The organism is Kineobactrum salinum (genome assembly GCF_010669285.1).
GTDB classification, from domain to species: Bacteria; Pseudomonadota; Gammaproteobacteria; order Pseudomonadales; family Halieaceae; genus Kineobactrum; species Kineobactrum salinum.
In genome coordinates, this window is record NZ_CP048711.1 from 4,051,449 (window position 1) to 4,070,974 (window position 19,526).

The following is a 19,526-nucleotide window of genomic DNA, read 5'->3' on the forward strand; positions in this document are numbered from 1 at the left end:
TCCCGCTGCCGGCCCCGGCGATGACTGCCCCTCTCGGCATTCTCTGAATGCCGCCAGCGAATTCAAGAAGAAGACGAGACCTATAAACCCATGCAGATTTCATCGACCTCCGCAGTGAGCGCCAATACCACGGGAACGTCCCCCCGGGTTGGTCATCGCGTTTTGCCTTCCTGATGGCTTCGGTGGGTTTTGCTGTCGGCCTTGGTAACATCTGGCGCTTCCCCTATATTACCGGCGAGAACGGCGGTGGCGCCTTTGTACTGGTTTACCTGTGTTGTGCCTTTGCGATCGGTGTACCGATCCTGATGGCGGAACTGTTGGTGGGCCGGCGCGGGAGGATGTCGCCGCCCGGCGCGATGCGCAGCGTCGCGCTGCAGGAGCGGCGCAGCAAACACTGGCAGCTGGTGGGCGGCATAAACCTTCTGGCGGCATTTACTATCCTGGTGGTCTACTGTGTGATCGCCGGCTGGGTGCTGAACTACTTGTTCAAGGCCGTGGTGAGTGGATTCGCTGGTGTAGACCGGGTGGTTGCGATCCAGTCGTTTACCAACTTGCTCGGCGACACCGGCGGCATGCTGTTCTGGACCCTGCTGGGGCTGGCCATTACGGGCTCGATCATCTACGCCGGCGTAAAGAACGGAATTGAACGGGCGGTAACCGTGCTGATGCCGGGCCTGTTCATCCTGCTCCTGGCTCTGGTGGGCTACAACGTCGTGGTCGGCGGTTTTGCCGAAGCGGTCGATTATCTGTTTATCGCCGATTTCAGCAAGATCAATGCCTCGGTGGTGCTGGCGGCCGTGGGACAGGCGTTTTTCTCCATTGGGGTAGCCATGGCGGGTATGATGACCTACGGCGCATATCTGCCGAAGTCTGTCTCCATTCCCCGATCAGTGATGCTGATCATTTTTGCCGATGCCTTGGTTGCTCTGCTGGCGGGGCTGGTAATTTTCCCGGCTGTGTTTAATAACGGCATGGATCCCGCGGGTGGACCCGGCCTGATCTTTAAAACCCTGCCGGTGGCTTTTGCGCAGATGCCCGGTGGTCACGTGGTCAGCGTGCTTTTCTTTCTGTTGCTCTCCGTTGCCGCGATTACCTCCATGGTGGGTTTGCTCGAACCCCTGACCTGTTGGCTGGAGGAACACAAGGGATACGTTAGACACAAAAGCGCGCTGGCGATTCTGGTACTGATCGCCGCTTTCAGTGTGGTCAGCATTCTGGGTTACAACACACTGGCCGATTACACTCTGGCCGGCAATGATATCAACAGTACACTGGATTATTTTGCCAACCAGATACTGCTGCCCATTGGCGGTCTGCTGATCGCCATTTTCGTGGGCTGGTTTATCCGTCGGGAGGTCTGCCGAACAGAACTGGGGCTGGGGCATGGAGCATTGTTCAGGGTGTGGTATTTTCTGATTCGGTATGTAGTTCCCACAGCAGTTTTCCTGGTGTTCGTACTGGGCGTGGGCGAATGACGCTTCCATCAGTGTTGCAGCCACGGATGGTCTGGAAGACGCTGGGCATACGATCTGTCCTGCGGTACTATCCAGCCAACTGTGGCTCTTGGTGTATACTGTGGTGAGCCGACCATGAAAAAGAACAGGGAGTCCGACCGGCAGTTTGTACGGCTCTTTCTAAGCAGCCGCCCCCGCCTGTTCAGCCTGGTGTCGCGCTATCTCAAGCGGCCACAGGATGTAGAGGACGTGGTTCAGGAGACTTTCGTGCGCAGCTATCAGTCGTGGATAGACCAGCGCATCGAGCAGCCTGAAAACTACCTGTTCCGTACCGCGCGCAATCTGTCCCTCAAGCATTTGGGTTCGCACAACAACAAAATTACCGACTTCATAGAAGATTTGGAGTTGTCGGAGGTCTTGGACAGTGGGGACAGTGTGCTGCGCCAAATTGAAGGCTCAGAGCGCTTTGCGCTGTTCTGTGAGGCAACCCGGGCGCTGCCCGAGCAGTGTCGCAAGGTGTTTATTTTGAAAAAGGTATATGGCCTGCGTCATAATGAGATCGCGGAGCGCTTGGGGATCACGGTGAGCACCGCCAATCAGCACCTGGCCAAGGCGCTGGCGCGGGTGACGGAATATATGCGCGAACACGGTTATCTGGAGGGCGGCGATGGTGAGTAAGGTCGTGCCTTTTGAAAAGCCCCTCTCTGTCCAGGACCGGGCGGCGCAGTGGCTCGTCGAGCTGGATTATCGTGACCCGAGCCAGGTTGACACCGCCGAACTTGAAGTCTGGCTTGCCGAGTCAGCGGAGCACCGGCGGGTGTTCCGCGAGACTGCCCTGGTATACGGCCAAGCTGATGTACTCCAGGTACTGGCGGACTTGCTACCTCTAGAGTTGGAGCCGGCGGCTTTGTCGGACGCCAAGTCCAGGCCGGCGTTTTCGCCATCATCCTGGCCCAGACGAGGCGGGTCCATCGCGGCAGCCGTTGTCCTCTCCTGTGCGCTTGGCTTTGGTCTGGTGAAGAATGACGGATGGTTTGACAGACAGGGGCAACCACGGTCCTACGCGACCGAGGTTGGCGGGCGCAAGCTGGTGGAACTTGACGACGGTTCCACGCTGACCTTGAACACCGATACCGCTTTGCAGATTGAACTCACAGACACCCTGCGCAAAGTGGTGTTGGAACGGGGTGAAGCCTTTTTTTCGGTGGCCAGCGATCCGGAACGTCCCTTCGTTGTGGTTACGGGAGAAGGGTTGGTGACCGCGGTGGGAACCGCATTCAGTGTCTATAAGCGGGAGCTCGGTGTCGAGGTTACGGTGACCGAGGGCCGTGTCAGGGTGCAGGCGGTGCAGAAGTTGCCCCCAAAGCAATCCGGGCCAGGAAAACCCCATTCGATATCCGGAATGGCTACCGGTACCCTGGATCAGCGCGACCAGGATAAAGGTCCGACCGAAACAGTGCTCGATAGCGGCCAGGTGGCGACCTTCTCAAAGACCATAGAGCACGTGGAGACGGTGGCGCGGGAGAAACTGTCCCGCAAGCTGATCTGGCAGCAGGGGATGTTGGCCTTCGAGGGCGAATCGCTGGAAGAAGTGATCGACCAGTTCTCACGTTACACGACGCTAAAGATCTCTATTGAAGGCTCCGAGCTTCGGTCCATTGCGGTGGATGGCTACTTCAAATCAGATGATCTCGCCAGTATGCTCAATTCCTTGCGTCTGAATTTCGGTATCGAAGTGGTGCGGGAGGACGACGACAGAATCGTGCTGAAACGGTCCTGATCCATTCCTCAAGATTATATTCCTCCCTGAAGATCAGGCAGCGTCCTCACCTGGTTGAGCGGTCCCTGTATTGTCGCTATGCTGTCATAAATCAAGTCGCCACCCACTTATCCTGCCTGCGCAGGGACTTATAACAGCCTGATATTGTTCCGCGAATGTACAGATTGTTCTCTAACACGGAGGGTGCTGTAAATTTCTTCGCAGCGAACTAACAGATTTCCAAAGCCCAGGGGTCTTTTATACCAAGGCGCGGCGTTGGCCGCCCGTGGGAAGGCGAATGGCTCCTTGGAAAAAAGGCGCTATCGATGGCCACTTGTGGCGATGGTGTGTGTGGGTCTTTTGTTGCCCGCGCTGGCTATCGCCCAGGAGTTATTCCGCTTCGATCTTCCCGCCGGCCCCGCCAACGTTGCGCTGCGTGAGTATGCCCGGCAGTCCGGGCGGCAAGTTCTTCTGCCTCGAAGGCAATTGAAGGACTACCGCTCCAATGCCGTACGTGGCCGCTATGCGGCGGATGAGGCGTTATCGATACTGCTGGCCGAGAGTGGTCTTGAGGCAGAGGTCGATACAGCCGGCACACTTGTCGTCAAGGTGGCTGACAATACACAAGGTGGGGAAGGGGAAGAGATGAAACAACAGGATAAAGGATTGCTGGCAAGGATGGTCAACCTGTTTACCGCGCCGGCCGTCGCTGCCGCGGTGGCAACCGGCGGCGTCACGGGTGCGACGGCACAGACTGAGCGCCGGGAAGGCGACACGCGTCCGGTGCTGGAGGAAGTCATTGTCACTGCGCTCAAGCGGGAGCAGGCACTGATGGATGCTCCGATTTCGGTATCCGCGTTCACCGGTGACGACCTGGAGCGCATGGGTGCCGACAATCTGGGGGATTTTTTGCAGCGCGCCCCGGGGGTTGCGGTCAATGACACCGGCAACGGCAGCCAGGTGATTTACATCAGGGGGTTGTCCTCGATCTTTGGCGACCCTCCCGTCGGTTTCTACCTCGACGAAATACCTTTCACGACGATTGGTATAACGGGTGTGCCCGACGTGCGCTCCTTCGACCTGGAGCGGGTCGAGGTGCTGCGCGGCCCCCAGGGCACGCTGTATGGCGCCAGCTCTCTCGGAGGTACGATCCGGATCCTGACTCGCGATCCCGAGCACAACGAGTTCCAGTTCAAGGGTGACGTCTCCTACTCGGATACCGAGGGCAGCAGCGACAACCGGGGCTACAAGGCTGCGGTCAACCTGCCTCTCGTGAACGACACGCTCAGCCTCCGCGCAGCGGTCACGCACGAGGAGGAAAGCGGCTGGATCGACCTCAATGACTCGACCGGCGCCATTGAGGAAGAGGGCTACAACGACTTCGATGTCACGACGTGGCGTGGCAAGCTTCGCTTCACTCCGAGTGAGAGGGTCGACGTCATCGCTTCCGCGTGGAACTATGACTCTGACGCTTCGGGCGGCAACCTGGCTAACGACAATGGTTTGAACGATGTATTCGCTGTCGGCGGCGGGCGCGCCTCGACGGATGCCGAATACGAGATCTACAGCGCATTGGTCAATATCGACTTAGGTGCGTTTACGCTCAGCAGTTCCACGGCGACAATGGATTTTGACCTCTTCAGCGATTCCGTATTCGGTACCACGGATCGGCTGAACCAGAATTTCACTCAGGAGTTCCGCTTGACGTCCAACGGGGACAGCCGGATTTTCTGGGTTGCGGGCGCTATCTACTCTGAGGTGGAGACGTTTGCTGAAGCAGCGATCAGCCTGCCTGGTGTCAACTTTTTGTTCACGGAGAATACTGAATCGGAAAATTGGGCGGTTTATGGTGAACTTACCTACAGCTTTTCCGATACCCTCGATGGCACGATCGGTGTTCGTTATTTCGAGGATGACCGGAGGCGCAATGACACAACGGGAGACGTTGCCTTTCCCGAACTCGGGGGCGAATACGACGATATCAGCCCGAGGTTGAGCTTGGCCTGGCGCCCGGATGACAACACGCTGGTATACGGCACCATTTCCAAAGGCTTTCGTAGCGGTCAGACGCAGCCGGCAGTCACTGTATCGACTGCGGCGCTGCTGGGCATTTCGGTACCGGAAGAGGTCGGCGCGGAGGAGGCCTGGAGTTTCGAAGCTGGAATGAAGCTCACCCGGTTGGACGGGCGCTTCTCGCTGGAAAGTGCGCTGTATTACATCGACTGGGACGATCTGCAGACCGTGGTGGAAGTGGTCCCCGCGACGCTGGGTGCGTTCATGACCGCCGGTTCCTCCTCTGCTTACGGGCTGGATCTTGCACTGCGCTACTCGCTGACGGATATGCTGTCATTCAGCATCGGTGGCAACTGGAACTCTTCCACCTACGACGAGGACGTCTTAAGCGCCGATGGCATGACGTTGGTGTACGAAGAGGGCAAGCAGATCAACGAGTTCCCTAAATATACCCTGTCGGGCTCGGTGGACTACCTGAACCCCGGCGCCATAAACGGCATGGACTTCATCGCCCTCGCAGCGCTGGAGCATATGGCAGAGCGCACCACCGGCTTTGGTGCTATCCGCACGTCGGGTGACGAAACGACCCGGCTCAATGCGCGTGTCGGCATTCAGGACGAAAACTGGGGACTGTATCTGTTCGGCGAGAACCTCAATGACGAGGGCGGCGCCGTGGTGCCGCAGGCAAACAGCGTACTTGCTCTGCGCTACCGTCCCCGCACCATCGGGCTGAATCTCAAGTTCAATTTCTGATCCATTACACTGTCGCGCCCCCCCAAAAGGGGCGACTTCATCGTTCGTGGGAGGGAACTAATGCCCAACAATTTATTGATCGCCAGCCTCCTCACGCTGTGTCTGAGTGCAATGGCCGCCGACGAAGCACAACTGTCTGACAAAGCACCGGTTAGCGTTACGGTTTCGCTGTTTAATTACGCGGCAGTCGATATCGATGCCAGCGCAGACCGGGTGTGGCAGCTGATTCAGGACTATTACCTGCAGGTCGAAGGAATTGCGCCGTCAGGATACGAGTCAGCCCCACTGGCGGACGACCCGGCCGCCTATATCAGCGGATACCGCATGGTTCTCAGGGATGAGGCTAACCAGCTCATTGACGAGCGTAAAGTTTACATCACAGAGCTGGACGAAGCAGCGCGGCGTTTGAGCCTCTATGCCCACTACCTGGGAGATCCGCAGTCGGATATGCGCGTTCACGCGACCTACGAGGCGATAGAGACAGGGGACGGCGCACGCTACGCGCTCTACGCACACACCTTGCTGAATATACAGGTGCCAGAGGGGAAGCCGGCGGCGGATTATATTCAGGCGCAGGCAATGAATTTACGGGAACAGTCGCAGCATTTCCTGGATCAGCACCTGGATGTTACCAAACGGTACCTGGAGGCGGGTGATGACGAAACGGGGGAAAGTACAAGCCAGCGTCTCGACGCGCTGATGCGCGACTTTTGGGCGGCGCAGGTGGAGGCTATGCCGCTGGCGGCGACGCCGTTTCCCGACAGGCAGGCCTACCGCGATTATTCCTCCCGCCCCAAGGCTTTCGGCCGCTATGCAGAGGAGAAATCGACTTGATGCGCCGGGACATCGAGAGCGGCTGGGTACGGTAAGGGCACCGACGATACATTATTTTATTGCGGCGGCAATAGTTGCAATTCCGCCCTCGGGACAGACGAAAAGTAAAAGGATGATTCATGAAGATTAACAGGCGCACGGCAATGACTGCATTGGCGGTTTCTATTGCGGCAGCAACGACCTCGGCTCTGGGTGGCCTTGGTTCGCAGGCGATGGCGGCAAAAGGGATGTCCGCTGATCTTTCTTCGGCCACACCTGCCCGCTCGCCCTTGGTGCGCGCTGACGCTGAGCAGTGGGATATGACGTCGAAATTCACCGGTCGGACCTACCGCATCTTTGTCGCCAAACCGCCGGCAGCGGCGCCGATGCCCCCGGAAGGCTACCCGGTGGTCTATCTAAATGACGGTGACTTCAACTTCCATACCGCCGCCGATGCGCTGATGATGCAATCCATTGGCCTCGAAATCAAGCCTGCTTATCTTATCGGTATCGGTTACGGGAAGGGGTGGGAGACGGCTGCGCGTACACGTATGGCCGACCTGCTTCCCTTCCCTCCCGATCCGGCGACCCATGCTACCTTGGAGACCTCGCCATTGACGAAGGGTGCGACGTACGGCGAGGCGGAGGCTTTCCACCGCTTCCTTACCGAGGAGTTACGGCCACAGATCGAGGCTGCCTACCCGGTCGACCACAGCGACACCGCCTTGTGGGGCCATTCTTTTGGCGGTCTCTTCGCGCTGCACGTCCTGTTTAACCATCCGGAGGCCTATCGCACATTTCTGATTAACAGTCCGTCCATCAACTGGAACAATGGCGCGATCTTGAAGGACGAGGCCAAGCTCGCAGCGCAGCTAGCAGTCGGCAAGGGTGCTCCCCGCGTGTTGTTCACGGCCGGGGAATTCGAGGAGAAGCTGGCCGACCATGTGAAGATACACCCGGGTGCGACCCGGGAGCAGATGCAAGCGAAGATGACGGCCTTCGGCATGATTACCCAGGTTCGTGCTCTGGCCAACAGGCTCGAATCCCTGGATGCCCCTGCCGGTACAGAAGTCAAAATCATCGTCTTTGCAGGCGAAACCCACTTGAGTGTCATCCCTGCGGCGATCAGTCGCGGTCTGCGCTTCGCGTTACCCCTGTGATGGAGCGGACCCCCATGCGCGAAACCATAGCAGCAGGCATCCTTGGCCTCACCCTTGCAGGAAGCGCCCAGGCTGTTCCCACCACTGAGGAAATGTCGGCGCGCTATGCCCGTGCGACGGCCTCGACCGCTTCGGCGCTCGCATCTCTAGTCCTGAATGCGAGCGTCAGCCCGCATTGGCTCGACGGCGGCGGCTTCTGGTATCGCCGCGCGCTACGGGGCGGGGGCGAGTTCCGCGTCGTGCAAGCCTCGGGCATCAACAGTGTCGCGTTTGACCACGCCCGTCTTGCGACGTCGGTGTCGCAGGCGGCGGACGCCATGCTCAGGCCCTTGGGGCTCAACGTCACCGCCCTGCAACCAGGACAATGGGTCGAGGTAACTGTCGAGGGCAACATCGTGCGCTGCACGCTGGTCGACTACCGCTGCGCCGAGCCCATCGTGCCGCAAGCTGCGAAACCGCGCCAACTCCTGTCGCCAGACGGCCGCAAGGCGGTGTTCGTCAAGGATCACGACCTCTGGCTCAAGGAAATCGCCAGCGGCCGCGAGAGTGCCCTGACCGCGAACGGCGAAGCTTATTTCGCCTGGGGCAAGCTACCGGACGCATCGCTGCTCGCCCTCGTCAACGAGAGCCATGCACTGCCTCTGCCCCCTGGGGCGCGAGTTGGTCGCCGAACGGCCGCTATTTGGTGGCCAGCCGCATTGACGAACGGCCGATCGAGCCCTACCCGTTCTTTCAGGGCGCGCCGCGGGACGGCAGCTTCCGGCCGATCGTGCGAACCGCTCGCATCAGCCTGCTGGGCGAACCGACGCCAGTTTTGACCGCTGTGGTATTCGACACCGTCACCGGAAAGCGCCTGACGGTCGCCCTGCCGGATGGCTTCTCGAATGACTACCTGATCGAGGTCCTCGGCTGGTCCGCCGACGGCAAGCGCTTCTATGCTGCGCTACGGGGCAAGGACCGTGAGCTGGATCTAAAGGAGATCGACGCCGAGACCGGTTCGGTCCGCACACTCGTGACCGAGACTGCCAAGGGGTTTCTTGGCCTGAACTCCGAGATGTACAACGGCCCCAACGTGCGGCTGATCAACGATGGTCGCGAGATCCTATGGTACTCGCAGCGTAGCGGGTGGGGCCACCTCTACCGCTACGATCTCCAGACCGGGAAGCTGCTAAACGCGGTGACGCATGGCGACTGGCTGGTACGCGACATCCTGCACGTCGACAAAGCGCGTGGCCGGATCATCTTCACCGCGTCGGGCCGCGAGGCCGGCAATCCCTACCGCCGTCGCGTCTACCGGGTGAACTTCGACGGCTCAAGCCTGACCCTGCTGACACCTGAGGATGCAGACCATACTCTGGCGGGTCAGGCCACTGGTGCGTTCGCTCTGTTCTTCGGGATCTCGAACACCGCCTCGAAGGTCTCACCGGATGGCGCGAGTTTCATCGACACCTGGTCCACGCCCACTAAACCGCCGGTAACGGTGTTGCGTCGCACCTCCGACGGCGGCGTGATCACCAGGCTGGAGACTGCTGACATCTCAGGCCTGACCGCCATTGGCTGGCGGCCGCCGGAGCACTTTGTGGTCAAGGCCGCGGACGGAAAGACTGACATCTACGGCGCAATCTGGTGGCCCGACGCTGCCATGGGCGACTGTGTGCCGGTGATCGACAACCTGTACGGCGGCCCACAGACCACTGTCGTCCCGCACGGTTTCACCGCCTCGGGCTGGAATGACTCCTTCGCGATGACCAAACTCGGCTTCGCCGTCGTCACCGTCGATGGACGGGGCACGCCCCTGCGCTCGCAGGCCTTCCAGGACGAGAGCTTCATGAATTTTGGCGACACCATGGTCGATGATCACGCCGCCGTGATGGAGCATCTCGCTGTACTTTATCCACGTCTCGATAAGGACAAGGTTGGCGTTACTGGACACAGCTTGGGCGGATATGTTTCGACCCGCGCTATGCTGCGTCGCCCTGATTTATTCAAGGTGGGGGTCTCGTCTGCAGGCTCGCACATCTATGAGGCTCTGTACGGCACGTCAGGCATATTCCAGAAACCCGACTATGGCGACGGACGGGAGATCAAGCCCCGTCCCGACGCATCGCCGGCAAATTACCGCGCCATGAGCAACGCTCCGCTGGCGGCCAATCTGCGCGGACCGCTTCTGATCGGTCACGGCGAACTGGATGAAAACGCGCTGCCCGGAACCACCCTGCAGTTCATCGACGCCCTCATCAAGGCAGGGCGCCGTTACGACCTCGTCTACCTGCCCAACACGACGCACCGTTTCGGGTCGGGCGGCGATTACTTCACGCTCCGGCGCTGGGACTATTTTACCGAACACTTGCTTGGCGTCGAGCCGCCGTTCCCGCCTTATGGCCCGCAGCCCTGAGCGACCTTCAAATGCTTCATATGGTGGCGTCACCATCAAGAGCACCCGAATTTCGAATGGGATAACCACGAGGCAGGAAGACGAGATTAATCAGCGCACAGGTAACGAAGAGAAGATGAGCATCTTTCTCCAGCCCCAGGCTCTTTTGACCAGACCGAGAACAGGGTGGAGCCAGTAGGGACCAGTCCCTTGGCTCCAAATCACCTATGTCCTCAGAATAAGCTGTTACCTATGTCCCCGGAAAGGAGCTGCATCCAATTCAGTATTGATTGTTTCTGTATCTTGATCGTTTATTTTACAGCTCTCCGGTCGGAGTGGATTGAGCCAGGGCCAAGGAGGTGAGACAGGTGCGCGAGTGGAGGTTCTGGGAGTCATCCGCTCTACGGCCTTGAGGATAAGTTCTCCGACGCGGACTCACAAGAATAAGCCGGGGCTTCCATACGTGCTCGAAAGGGATATGGCGGAACGCGAGAAGGCGCGCAGCGGCCGGGAGACCGTCTACACGTACGCAGTTTTCGCAAGGTCTGGTCAGGGCTGCGCATTATCGGGATTTGAGGGTAAGTGCGTTCGCTGAGTGGGGTAGGGCGGTTGCTTGAGAATCAGGAGCTAGTATTCCTAGTTCTGGAAGAGTTAACTTGTCAGTACCAACGAACGGATATCACATAGTGCGCCCATCATGGTTCTGACCATGCGACGCCATCGTAAAACTCGACTCCTGGCCGTGCACTCTCGTTTACTCGCAACTCAAAGATGTCGGGCCGGGAGTAGTGGCCGCTGGGGTCAAAGTCATAACGGGCGCGCATAATATTATCAGTTTCAATTTGTGCAGCTACGATACCTGAACTCCCAAGCAATGGGCCCGCGATTATGTCACCCAATGGCCAACTATCATGCTTCCGCCATTGACCAGCGGCTTATCCTCGTCCCAAGATGCCACTTTAATACCGAGGGAAGATGGAGATGGCTGAAACTGGCACGCGCTTATTAAAAAGCACCGGCCCTCCGTAGCAATGTGACGCATGCTAGAGCGCCAGATATCCCGATCATCCATCGTAGGAGCACACCAAAACTCAACGCCTTTTGCATACAATGCCGCACGCATCAGAGGCATATAATTTTCCCAACAAACCGCTGAATTCAGGCGGCCGTAGATAGATTCAACTGGCGATAGCTTCGATCCATCGCCTTGTCCCCAAACCAATCGTTCCGCTGCCGTGGGTATTAATTTCCTACGGCTGTTGACCAAACCATCAACTGGGGAAAATGTTAACACAGTACAGTATAAGCTTGAATGTGCACGCTCGATCACACCGATAGTGAGAAAGCACCCTATTCTCTTCGAGAACCCCGCGAGTTCGTTTGTTTCAGGACCGGGAACCACAATCGATTCATTGAAATATTTGCGAAATTCCTCTCGGCCAGCTTCAAGCCGATATCCGACAAACGTTCCAAATCCGGTGCCTTTAGGATATCCCCCGATTGAAGCCTCCGGGGCAACAACCAAGAAAGGTCGCTGTGAAGAAAGTTCGCTTTCGGAGTCGAGAATTTGCTCTAGTGCGCTTGCAACGCCGAGGGAATGGTTCTGGATTTGGAGTGCAGCAATCGTAAGGACCGTCATATCATTCTCCTATTGTCGAGTCAGTTTAGATCAGACTCGGCATACCGGCCGAGTCATAACCCTCAATTTCAAACTACGTCACCGCCCGCCGAACACCGTTAGAATCTGATTGGTCCCCGCTTTGCATTCACAATCAGAACCCTCTGGCCAGCGGACTGGCGGCTCAGAGCACCACTGCCTTATTGCCATTGGTGAAAATGCGTTCTTTCGCATACCAACCGACCGCGCGCGACAGCACCGAAGCTTCGACCTCGCGACCGATCGCAACCATCTCATCTGCGGTGGCGGCGTGGCTTACCCGCCGCACATCCTGCTCAGTGATCGGGCCTTCAGCCAAGTCCGCGGTAACGAAGCGCGCCGTCTCACTGAAGCCGATATTGATCATTGCGACATCGACACCGCTCTTCCGCTGCAGTTCGAGCTGGGGAAGGAATGCTTCGTCATCGGGACGAAGCGGAAGACATCCGTAATTGCCCCAGACAAGGTTCGAACGAAGAAGCGTAGCTGCCTGCATGGGGGGGGTAAACTCCGATTGACCCGACGAATCGGGCCATAAATGCATTACTGTATATTAATGCTTGGACGGAGGACCGTCTATCTCCCGCTCGGTCGTGTGTTTCGCGTTTCGCCAAATTCATTTCGAGCGCGTTCAGAATTCCGGCTCGTGGTAGGTCGATACGTTTCGAAGATGCTGGTATTAGAATGGAAGGGTCATCGGCTGACGGACTGCGATCCCCATCGTAGCGTCGGGCCTAGGTTTTACGCCACGTCAGTCAGGGGGCAGGCCAATGCGCGAGGTAGAGACATACCGAGTTAAAGAGGGACCATCGCGGCAATCCATTCATCGCGCCATTCTCCGCAACAGGGTGTGAGGCGGCCGAATGTGTCGTCCCACGCTGAAACCGAAATCGACATTCTCTCCCGCTACGAAGCGGCCGAAGTCTCTCTCAATGCTACGTTGATTCAGGCCCTTGAACACCAGATTTGACAATAACTCTCATGTCAGGGACTCAGTCCCTGTCAGGAATATGTTGGTGCACGCAATGAAAATCCCAAACCTTTTGTCTTGACGGTGCAGACCATCCATCCTGCAGAAGGTGATCCGCGCCAACAAGGAGGTAAGCTCCAAGCCGAATGATGCTCTACACTAGTTCAATAGAGCGAGTCCGTGCATGGCCGTGGCGCCAAACTCATAGTAGCAACTCTTCGCTGCGGTAAAATATTCGCGGTAGGTGGTGGAGGGTTTCACCGGCAATTCCTCTTCATTGCCGCCCAGCAAATACTCGGCAGCGGCCTTGCCAAACACACTGCCAGGTCCTATACCCCGCCCACTATAGCCAAAGATACTCAACGCGTTGGGGCCGAATTTGACGATATGGGGTAAATGATCTGCAGAGAAAGCGATGCGCCCGTGCCAACTGTGTTCGAATTCGATTGCTTCCAGGTAGGGAAACATCTGGTGCAACGTGTGTTTGGCCCATTGATAATGAATGCCGCTGGTTGCACCTTCAATATTGCCCAGCGCGCCGATGATCAATCTTCCCGCTGCGTCTCGTCGCAGTGAGGTCATGATAAGCGCCGTATCCCAGCAGCCCTGGCGCTCCGGCAGGATGCGCTCCAGCATTGCCTCCGGCAGTGGCCGGGTAGCGGCCTGGAAGAAATGCACGGGCGTATATTGAGGCACCGCGTTGCCGATCGACAAATCCTGGTGATAGGCATTGGTGGCCAAAAGAATCCCATTGGCATCGATGGTATTCGTTGATGTGCGGACTCGCCAGCGCCCGCCGGCTCGCTCTATTGCGACAACGGGCGTGCCTTGGTAGACAGAGGCGCCGGCGGCCACCGCGGCATGGGCCAGGCCGCGAATATAGGCAAGTGGTTGAATGGTCCCCACGCCGTGTTGCCAGATCGCACCGCGATATGCGGAGATGCCGGTTTTTGCCGCCGTTGCTTCGCCGCTCAACAGTTCAGCATTCAATCCCCTTGCCAGGTACTGTCTCAAACGATCCTTCAGGTTCGCCAGCCCTGCGGCCGAATGGGCGCAATGCAAGGTGCCGGTCCGGGTAAGCTCACAGTCTATCCCGAAACGGTCGATATTCGAGAATACCTGCTGGGGTCCCCCGGCTAACTGGGTATGGATTTTCTCGCCCGCTGTTTTACCCAGAATTTTTCTATCTTTTCCGGCTCCATCCAGAGGCCAGCATTGACGAGCCCGACGTTCCTGCCGGAGCCGCCGTGACCGATGTCATTGGCCTCCAGCAAGGTCACATTGAGCCCTTGTTCTGCCAGTTCCAGAGCCGCCGTTACACCCGTATAGCCGCCTCCGATCACGACCGTGTCCACAGCCTGATCTTCATTCAGCGCAGTATAGCCGAGGGCTTTCCGGGCCGTATTGCGCCAGAGGTTGCTTGAGGGCGCGCGCTTGCTCACATCTGACTCCCTGGTAAATGTTTATCATCTTCGGATGGCGGGCGAGTATTGCATCGTAGAGCGACCGAGCGCTAGCGTGGATTTGGTACAAGATTGTGACAAAATCTCATGGATGATCAGGAAGTGAAACAGGGCTCCGTGGTGTGGCAGGCACTGGCGGTCATGCTGGATAAGTCATATCGTTGTGAGCAATAGTCATTTTACAGCTCCGTCGCAGCTGTGCTCCACTGACACGGCTCCACGAGAACCTCACAGCTTTGTGACGGGTGATGGGGTGAATTTTCCAGAAGTCATTCAGAGGTGCCTGAAAAGTGAAACTGACAGACGTAATAGACAGTCTCGGACTGGACATCAGCACATTGAATCAAGGTGACCTGAGTGTCTCCAGCCCAATTGACGGCCGCGAGATCGGCCGCGTGAAGACCCACTCCACCGCCGAGGCGGATGCCGTCATCGCCAGGTCTCGTGCCGCCTTTGCGCAGTGGAAAATGGTGCCCGCCCCAAGCGCGGCGAATTGGTTCGCGTGCTGGGCAATAAACTCCGGGAGCACAAAGAGGCTCTGGGCGCGCTGGTCACCTTCGAGTGCGGCAAGATCTATCAGGAAGGTCTCGGTGAAGTGCAGGAAATGATCGACATCTGTGATCTTGCTGTGGGCCTGTCCCGCCAGCTCCACGGATTGACTATCGCCTCCGAGCGCCCGGGCCATCGCATGAGTGAAACCTGGCACCCCGTTGGGCCGGTGGGTATTATTTCGGCATTCAACTTCCCCGTCGCGGTGTGGAGCTGGAATGCCGCCCTGGCCGTGGTCTGCGGTAACAGTGTCATCTGGAAGCCCTCTGAGAAAACACCGTTGACGGCACTCGCCTGCCAGCAGCTGTTTGACGATGCCGTCAGGGACGTCGGCGGTATACCGGAGGGTCTGTCCCAGGTGTTGATCGGCGATGCCGCCATCGGTGCCCAATTGGTCGCTGACAAACGGGTACCGGTGATCAGCGCCACCGGCAGTACCGCGATGGGCCGCAAGGTGGGCCCGATGATGGCCGAGCGCTTCGGCCGCTCGATCCTGGAGCTCGGTGGCAACAATGCCATTATTGTCTGTCCCACGGCCGACCTCGATATGGCGTTGCGCGCGATCCTGTTTGGTGCCGTGGGCACCGCCGGACAGCGCTGCACCAGCACGCGGCGCCTGCTGGTGCACAAATCCATCTATGACGAGCTGATGCCGGCCCTGAAAAAGGCCTATCAGGGTGTCAGGATTGGCAACCCGCTGGACGCCGGGACACTGGTAGGGCCGCTCATTGACAGGGCCGCCTACGACAGTATGCAAGCTGCGTTGCAGGCAATGGCGGGCGGCGAGGTGATCGGTGGTGAGCGGGTCCTGGCCGATGAGTATCCCGATGCCTATTATGTCCGGCCCGCGATTGCCGAAATGCCGGCATCCAGGCAAACGGTACAGGAGGAGACATTCGCGCCGATTCTCTATGTCTATCCCTATACCGACCTGCACGAGGCGATTGCGCTGCAAAACGATGTACCCCAGGGATTGTCCTCCGCCATTTTCACCAATGATATGCGCGAGGCGGAAACCTTTCTATCCGCCGCCGGCGGTGACTGCGGCATTGCCAATGTCAACATCGGTACCAGTGGTGCGGAAATCGGTGGCGCCTTTGGTGGGGAGAAGGAAACCGGTGGCGGTCGCGAGTCCGGCTCTGATGCCTGGAAGGGCTATATGCGCCGCGCCACTTCCACGGTGAACTACTCCACAGAGCTGCCACTGGCCCAGGGCATCGAGTTCGATATCTGAAAGAGGAAAGTCGATGACGGCTGACAAGGTGAGCGAGGGCGGGGCCGGCTACCCCGCCGACACTCTCGGGTTGGAGGCCGGGGAGATGCGCCGCCTGGGTTACCAGGTGGTGGATATGGTGGTCGACCGGCTGGCGGGCAAAGCCGGCGAGGCCGCGATCCTGACCGGACGGGCCGACCAGCTCAGGCAGGCGCTGGGCGGCCCGCTGCCCGAACAGCCGTCGAATGCCCAGGAGTCTCTCGCGCTGTTGGCCGAGATAGCCCTGCCCCATCAACAGCAGGGCGACCATCCCCGCTACTTTGCCCGGGTGCCAGGCCCCAGCTCCTTCGCCGCCGTGCTGGGGGAGTGGCTGGGTACCGGGTTCAACAGCATGGCTGCGTCCTGGGCGGGCGGCTCCGGTCCCGCTACCATCGAGCTGGTGGTGATCGAATGGTTGCGCCAGTTGATGGGCATGCCCGAGGGCACCGAGGGCGTTCTGGTCAGCGGCGGTTCCATCGCCAACCTCACCGCTTTTGCCGCCGCGCGTGCCAGCCATGGCACGGGCGTCGTGTACCTGAGCGACCAGGCCCATTCGTCGCTGCCGCGAGCACTGAAGGAACTGGGTTTCCCGCCGGAACATATTCGTATTCTGGCAAGCGACGAGCAGCTCAAAATACCGCTTGACGCGCTACTCACGGCCATTGCCGGGGACAGACAGGCGGGCCACAAGCCGTTCATGGTGATCGGTACCGCTGGGACCACCAACGCCGGTACTGTCGATCCGCTGCCGGAACTGGCTGATATCTGTGTCCGGGAAAACCTGTGGTTTCATATCGATGGTGCCTACGGTGCCCCGGCGGCGCTCACGGCGTCCGGGCGCGATTACCTGCGCGGTATGGAGCGCGCCGACTCGCTGGTGCTGGACCCGCACAAGTGGTTGTTCCAGCCCTATGACGCGGGCTGCCTGTTGATTCGCAAAGGGGCGCTCGAGCACTGTTTCAATATGAACCCCGAGTACCTGAAGGATGTGGAGGCCGGTGCGGGCGAAGTGGATTTTCGCAATCGCGGCCTTGAATTGACCCGGCGCTCGCGTGCGCTGAAGCTCTGGATGAGTTTGCGTACCTATGGCGTAGCCCGGTTTCGCGAGGCGATTGCCGCCGGCATTGCACTGGCCGAGTACGCCGAGGACTACCTGCGGCAACAGCCTGACAAGTGGGAAGTGGTGACCCCGGCACAGATCGGCGTGGTCTGTTTTGCATTGCGGCGGGGATCCGGCGAGGACCACAAACGCCGTGCCCGGGATTTGGCAGAGAGCGGGTTTGCCTGCGTGTCTTCCACTTCCCTCAAGGATCGCACCGTGCTTCGACTCTGTACCATCAATCCACTGACGACGCGGGACGATATCCGGGAAACCATTGACCGGCTCAACAATACATAAATAGATCTTCAAAGCGAACCTCATTCTACTGGTGTGCACACTTTGGGTAGGCTGAATTATAGGAGCTAGCGCCCTGCCACTGAGTACGCAGGCAAATCACTTGACATGTTTGCCGTGCTCGATGAATAATCCCTTCGACTTATAATGATGATCAGGGACTAATTACAGCTCCTGAATGAACTAAGCAGGTCCTATAAAGTACTCGATATTGGTCTTTAGTTCAGGAAGTCCTCTTGAGAAGGCAAATGATAGAAAAACGTCCGCAGTATGAAAGGTAAGGATAACATTATAAAAGTTGCGGACGTCTTGCGTAGGATTTAGCTGGTCCGGGATAATTCCCGAACCGCCTTCTCGAGTAGTTCATATATCAACTCCAAGTTGCGGCAGGCTTGAAAATGCGAGTGCCCAGACGATTTCTTCCTTCCATCAGCATGCTCAGCGTATTTGAGGCGGCTGCGAGGAGGGGCAGCTTTTCTGCAGCGGCTGAGGAGCTGTGCTTGAGCCAAAGTGCAGTAAGCAGGCAGATCAAATGTCTTGAATCCCAGCTGGAACATAATCTGTTTATTCGGGATCGAGGAAGCGTCCGTGTCACCGAGGCAGGCGAACGGTACGCAAGCAGTATACGGGATGCACTTTCCCTGATTGCCACAGCATCAATAAACTTGAGAGCCAGCCCTGTAAAGAGCACACTCAATCTGGCGGTTGATGCTTCATTGGGGGCGCGTTGGCTTGTCCCCCAATTATCTGAGTTTCTTGAGCTAAACCCGAATGTGAAAGTAAATTTAAACGCGATTACAGAGCCCTTTGACCTTCGCAAGGAAAATATCGACGCTGCCATATGTTTTGGAGACACTCGCTTGAGTCATGCTGAAGCTAGGTTTTTGATGAAGGAAAAACTGGTCCCTGTATGCTCAGCGGGATTTTTGAAGAAATATCCGATAGATTCTACGCAAGCGATTTTGGATATCCCCCTCCTGCATGTGACGAGCAGGCCGGACGCATGGGAGCGTTGGTTGCGGTTTATGGATGTAGAGTTTGATTTCTTGACGGGAATAATGACCAATCAGTTTGATATCGCTATCAATGCTGCTCAGTATGGTATGGGGCTGGCGCTTGTGCCGGAGCTACTGATATTGCAAGAACTTGAGGAAGGCTCATTAGTGTCCCCCTTGAATATGCACATAGAAAGCGAAGGCTCCTATAGTTTTGTTTGGTCAAGTGGCACGGGCCAGCTGGAAATTCTTATCAAATTCTATGACTGGCTCATAGGGAAGGCATGTCTTGGAGTGGTTGAATAGATGTGAGCGGCCTGGTTAAAGAATAATGCCTTGAAACCTTGCGGTTGAAAGTGAACGCAGGAATGTAGTATTCGAAATAATTTAAGCTGGATGTTATTGGCCTGGTAATTGACACATCATCGCCTTGCTTTTTGCCTCCTTCCTGGACACCCAGCTTGCGCGTGACATCGCCGCCCTGTCCGTCGACGAGCACCGATATTCGCGGCGGTGTCAGGGGCGCGCCCGGTCGCTGAGAGAGTGCCACTTCCCACCGGACAGTGTATTGGCAAAGAGGGGCGAGGCCGCGTCAGTGTCGTCGCGATGGGATAGCTTTGTCTTTTCATGGGTTCACTTCTTGCCCGCCAGGAATGAAAGTTATATCTACTTGTTCAATACAGTCTTCACGTGCTGCTCGAGTCGCGGGAGAGGCATGGCGCCATAATCCAATATCGCTGCATGGAATTTGAGTACATCGAACTGCATACCCCTCATCGACAGTTGGTCGGGATGACCAAGTCATTTAAGAATACATCCCGCACCAGGAACATGAAGACAAACGGGTAGATCAGTTGTGGTTAGTATGACAGTACTAGCCCCCTTTAAAGGGGGCAAGGAGCCGAAGACTCCATAATT

15 protein-coding genes are annotated in these 19,526 nt (G+C 57.7%); 11 read left to right on the forward strand and 4 right to left on the reverse strand.

Going from position 1 to position 19,526, the window contains the following annotated elements; genetic code table 11:
• Positions 1-101 precede the first annotated feature (101 nt).
• The 8 genes from G3T16_RS17955 (at position 102) to G3T16_RS22610 (ending at position 10,347) form a co-directional block, all read left to right on the forward strand.
• Positions 102-1,475, forward strand: a complete 1,374-nt coding sequence (locus G3T16_RS17955; protein ID WP_269473315.1) for a sodium-dependent transporter — start codon at positions 102-104, stop codon at positions 1,473-1,475.
• A 114-nt stretch (positions 1,476-1,589) separates the two neighbouring features.
• Positions 1,590-2,132, forward strand: coding sequence for an RNA polymerase sigma factor (locus G3T16_RS17960; RefSeq protein WP_163496423.1), 543 nt, complete (start codon positions 1,590-1,592; stop codon positions 2,130-2,132).
• On the forward strand, positions 2,122-3,234 hold the full coding sequence (locus G3T16_RS17965; protein WP_163496424.1) for a FecR family protein: 1,113 nt from the start codon (positions 2,122-2,124) through the stop codon (positions 3,232-3,234). Before G3T16_RS17960 ends, G3T16_RS17965 begins: the two co-directional genes overlap by 11 nt.
• A 330-nt stretch (positions 3,235-3,564) precedes the next feature.
• Positions 3,565-5,979 (forward strand): TonB-dependent receptor domain-containing protein, encoded by a 2,415-nt coding sequence (locus tag G3T16_RS17970; RefSeq protein ID WP_163496425.1) that lies wholly within the window; start codon positions 3,565-3,567, stop codon positions 5,977-5,979.
• A gap of 60 nt (positions 5,980-6,039) precedes the next feature.
• Positions 6,040-6,813, forward strand: a complete 774-nt coding sequence (locus G3T16_RS17975; protein WP_163496426.1) for a hypothetical protein — start codon at positions 6,040-6,042, stop codon at positions 6,811-6,813.
• 119 nt (positions 6,814-6,932) lie between these two features.
• Positions 6,933-7,952, forward strand: a complete 1,020-nt coding sequence (locus G3T16_RS17980) for an alpha/beta hydrolase (RefSeq protein ID WP_163496427.1) — start codon at positions 6,933-6,935, stop codon at positions 7,950-7,952.
• A gap of 14 nt (positions 7,953-7,966) precedes the next feature.
• Entirely contained in the window at positions 7,967-8,770 is an 804-nt protein-coding gene (locus G3T16_RS22605) for a DPP IV N-terminal domain-containing protein (protein ID WP_163496428.1), read from the forward strand.
• Entirely contained in the window at positions 8,665-10,347 is a 1,683-nt protein-coding gene (locus G3T16_RS22610; RefSeq protein ID WP_269473316.1) for a S9 family peptidase, read from the forward strand. The genes G3T16_RS22605 and G3T16_RS22610 overlap by 106 nt, the downstream gene beginning before the upstream one ends.
• 865 nt (positions 10,348-11,212) lie before the next feature.
• Here G3T16_RS22610 and G3T16_RS17995 read toward each other — a convergent pair.
• The 4 genes from G3T16_RS17995 to G3T16_RS22615 form a co-directional block, all read right to left on the reverse strand.
• On the reverse strand, positions 11,213-11,965 hold the full coding sequence (locus G3T16_RS17995; RefSeq protein ID WP_197911735.1) for a nitrilase-related carbon-nitrogen hydrolase: 753 nt from the start codon (positions 11,963-11,965) through the stop codon (positions 11,213-11,215).
• A gap of 163 nt (positions 11,966-12,128) precedes the next feature.
• Positions 12,129-12,479, reverse strand: coding sequence for a formyltetrahydrofolate deformylase (locus G3T16_RS21300; protein WP_197911736.1), 351 nt, complete (start codon positions 12,477-12,479; stop codon positions 12,129-12,131).
• A 633-nt stretch (positions 12,480-13,112) separates the two neighbouring features.
• Positions 13,113-14,159, reverse strand: a complete 1,047-nt coding sequence (locus G3T16_RS18005) for an NAD(P)/FAD-dependent oxidoreductase (RefSeq protein ID WP_197912056.1) — start codon at positions 14,157-14,159, stop codon at positions 13,113-13,115.
• A complete protein-coding gene (locus G3T16_RS22615) occupies positions 14,090-14,395 on the reverse strand; it encodes an NAD(P)/FAD-dependent oxidoreductase (protein WP_197911737.1) in 306 nt (101 codons plus the stop codon). The genes G3T16_RS18005 and G3T16_RS22615 overlap by 70 nt, the downstream gene beginning before the upstream one ends.
• 481 nt (positions 14,396-14,876) lie before the next feature.
• Here G3T16_RS22615 and amaB point away from each other — a divergent pair, with 481 nt between their 5' ends.
• The 3 genes from amaB (at position 14,877) to G3T16_RS18020 (ending at position 18,914) form a co-directional block, all read left to right on the forward strand.
• Complete coding sequence (gene amaB / locus G3T16_RS18010; protein WP_269473243.1) at positions 14,877-16,199, forward strand: L-piperidine-6-carboxylate dehydrogenase; 1,323 nt, start codon at positions 14,877-14,879, stop codon at positions 16,197-16,199.
• A gap of 13 nt (positions 16,200-16,212) precedes the next feature.
• Entirely contained in the window at positions 16,213-17,616 is a 1,404-nt protein-coding gene (locus tag G3T16_RS18015; protein WP_163496430.1) for a pyridoxal phosphate-dependent decarboxylase family protein, read from the forward strand.
• A gap of 431 nt (positions 17,617-18,047) precedes the next feature.
• Positions 18,048-18,914, forward strand: a complete 867-nt coding sequence (locus tag G3T16_RS18020; RefSeq protein ID WP_232059402.1) for a LysR substrate-binding domain-containing protein — start codon at positions 18,048-18,050, stop codon at positions 18,912-18,914.
• Positions 18,915-19,526: the final 612 nt, after the last annotated feature.

Excerpts from the sequence above, each read along its gene's own strand:
- G3T16_RS21300 (WP_197911736.1), bottom strand. The coding sequence starts at position 12,479 with ATGCAGGCAGCTACGCTTCTTCGTTCGAACCTTGTCTGGGGCAATTAC.
- G3T16_RS18020 (WP_232059402.1), top strand. The coding sequence starts at position 18,048 with ATGCTCAGCGTATTTGAGGCGGCTGCGAGGAGGGGCAGCTTTTCTGCA.
- G3T16_RS17960 (WP_163496423.1), top strand. The coding sequence starts at position 1,590 with ATGAAAAAGAACAGGGAGTCCGACCGGCAGTTTGTACGGCTCTTTCTA.
- G3T16_RS22605 (WP_163496428.1), top strand. The coding sequence starts at position 7,967 with ATGCGCGAAACCATAGCAGCAGGCATCCTTGGCCTCACCCTTGCAGGA.
- G3T16_RS17965 (WP_163496424.1), top strand. The coding sequence starts at position 2,122 with ATGGTGAGTAAGGTCGTGCCTTTTGAAAAGCCCCTCTCTGTCCAGGAC.
- G3T16_RS17975 (WP_163496426.1), top strand. The coding sequence starts at position 6,040 with ATGCCCAACAATTTATTGATCGCCAGCCTCCTCACGCTGTGTCTGAGT.
- G3T16_RS17995 (WP_197911735.1), bottom strand. The coding sequence starts at position 11,965 with ATGACGGTCCTTACGATTGCTGCACTCCAAATCCAGAACCATTCCCTC.
- G3T16_RS17980 (WP_163496427.1), top strand. The coding sequence starts at position 6,933 with ATGAAGATTAACAGGCGCACGGCAATGACTGCATTGGCGGTTTCTATT.
- G3T16_RS18015 (WP_163496430.1), top strand. The coding sequence starts at position 16,213 with ATGACGGCTGACAAGGTGAGCGAGGGCGGGGCCGGCTACCCCGCCGAC.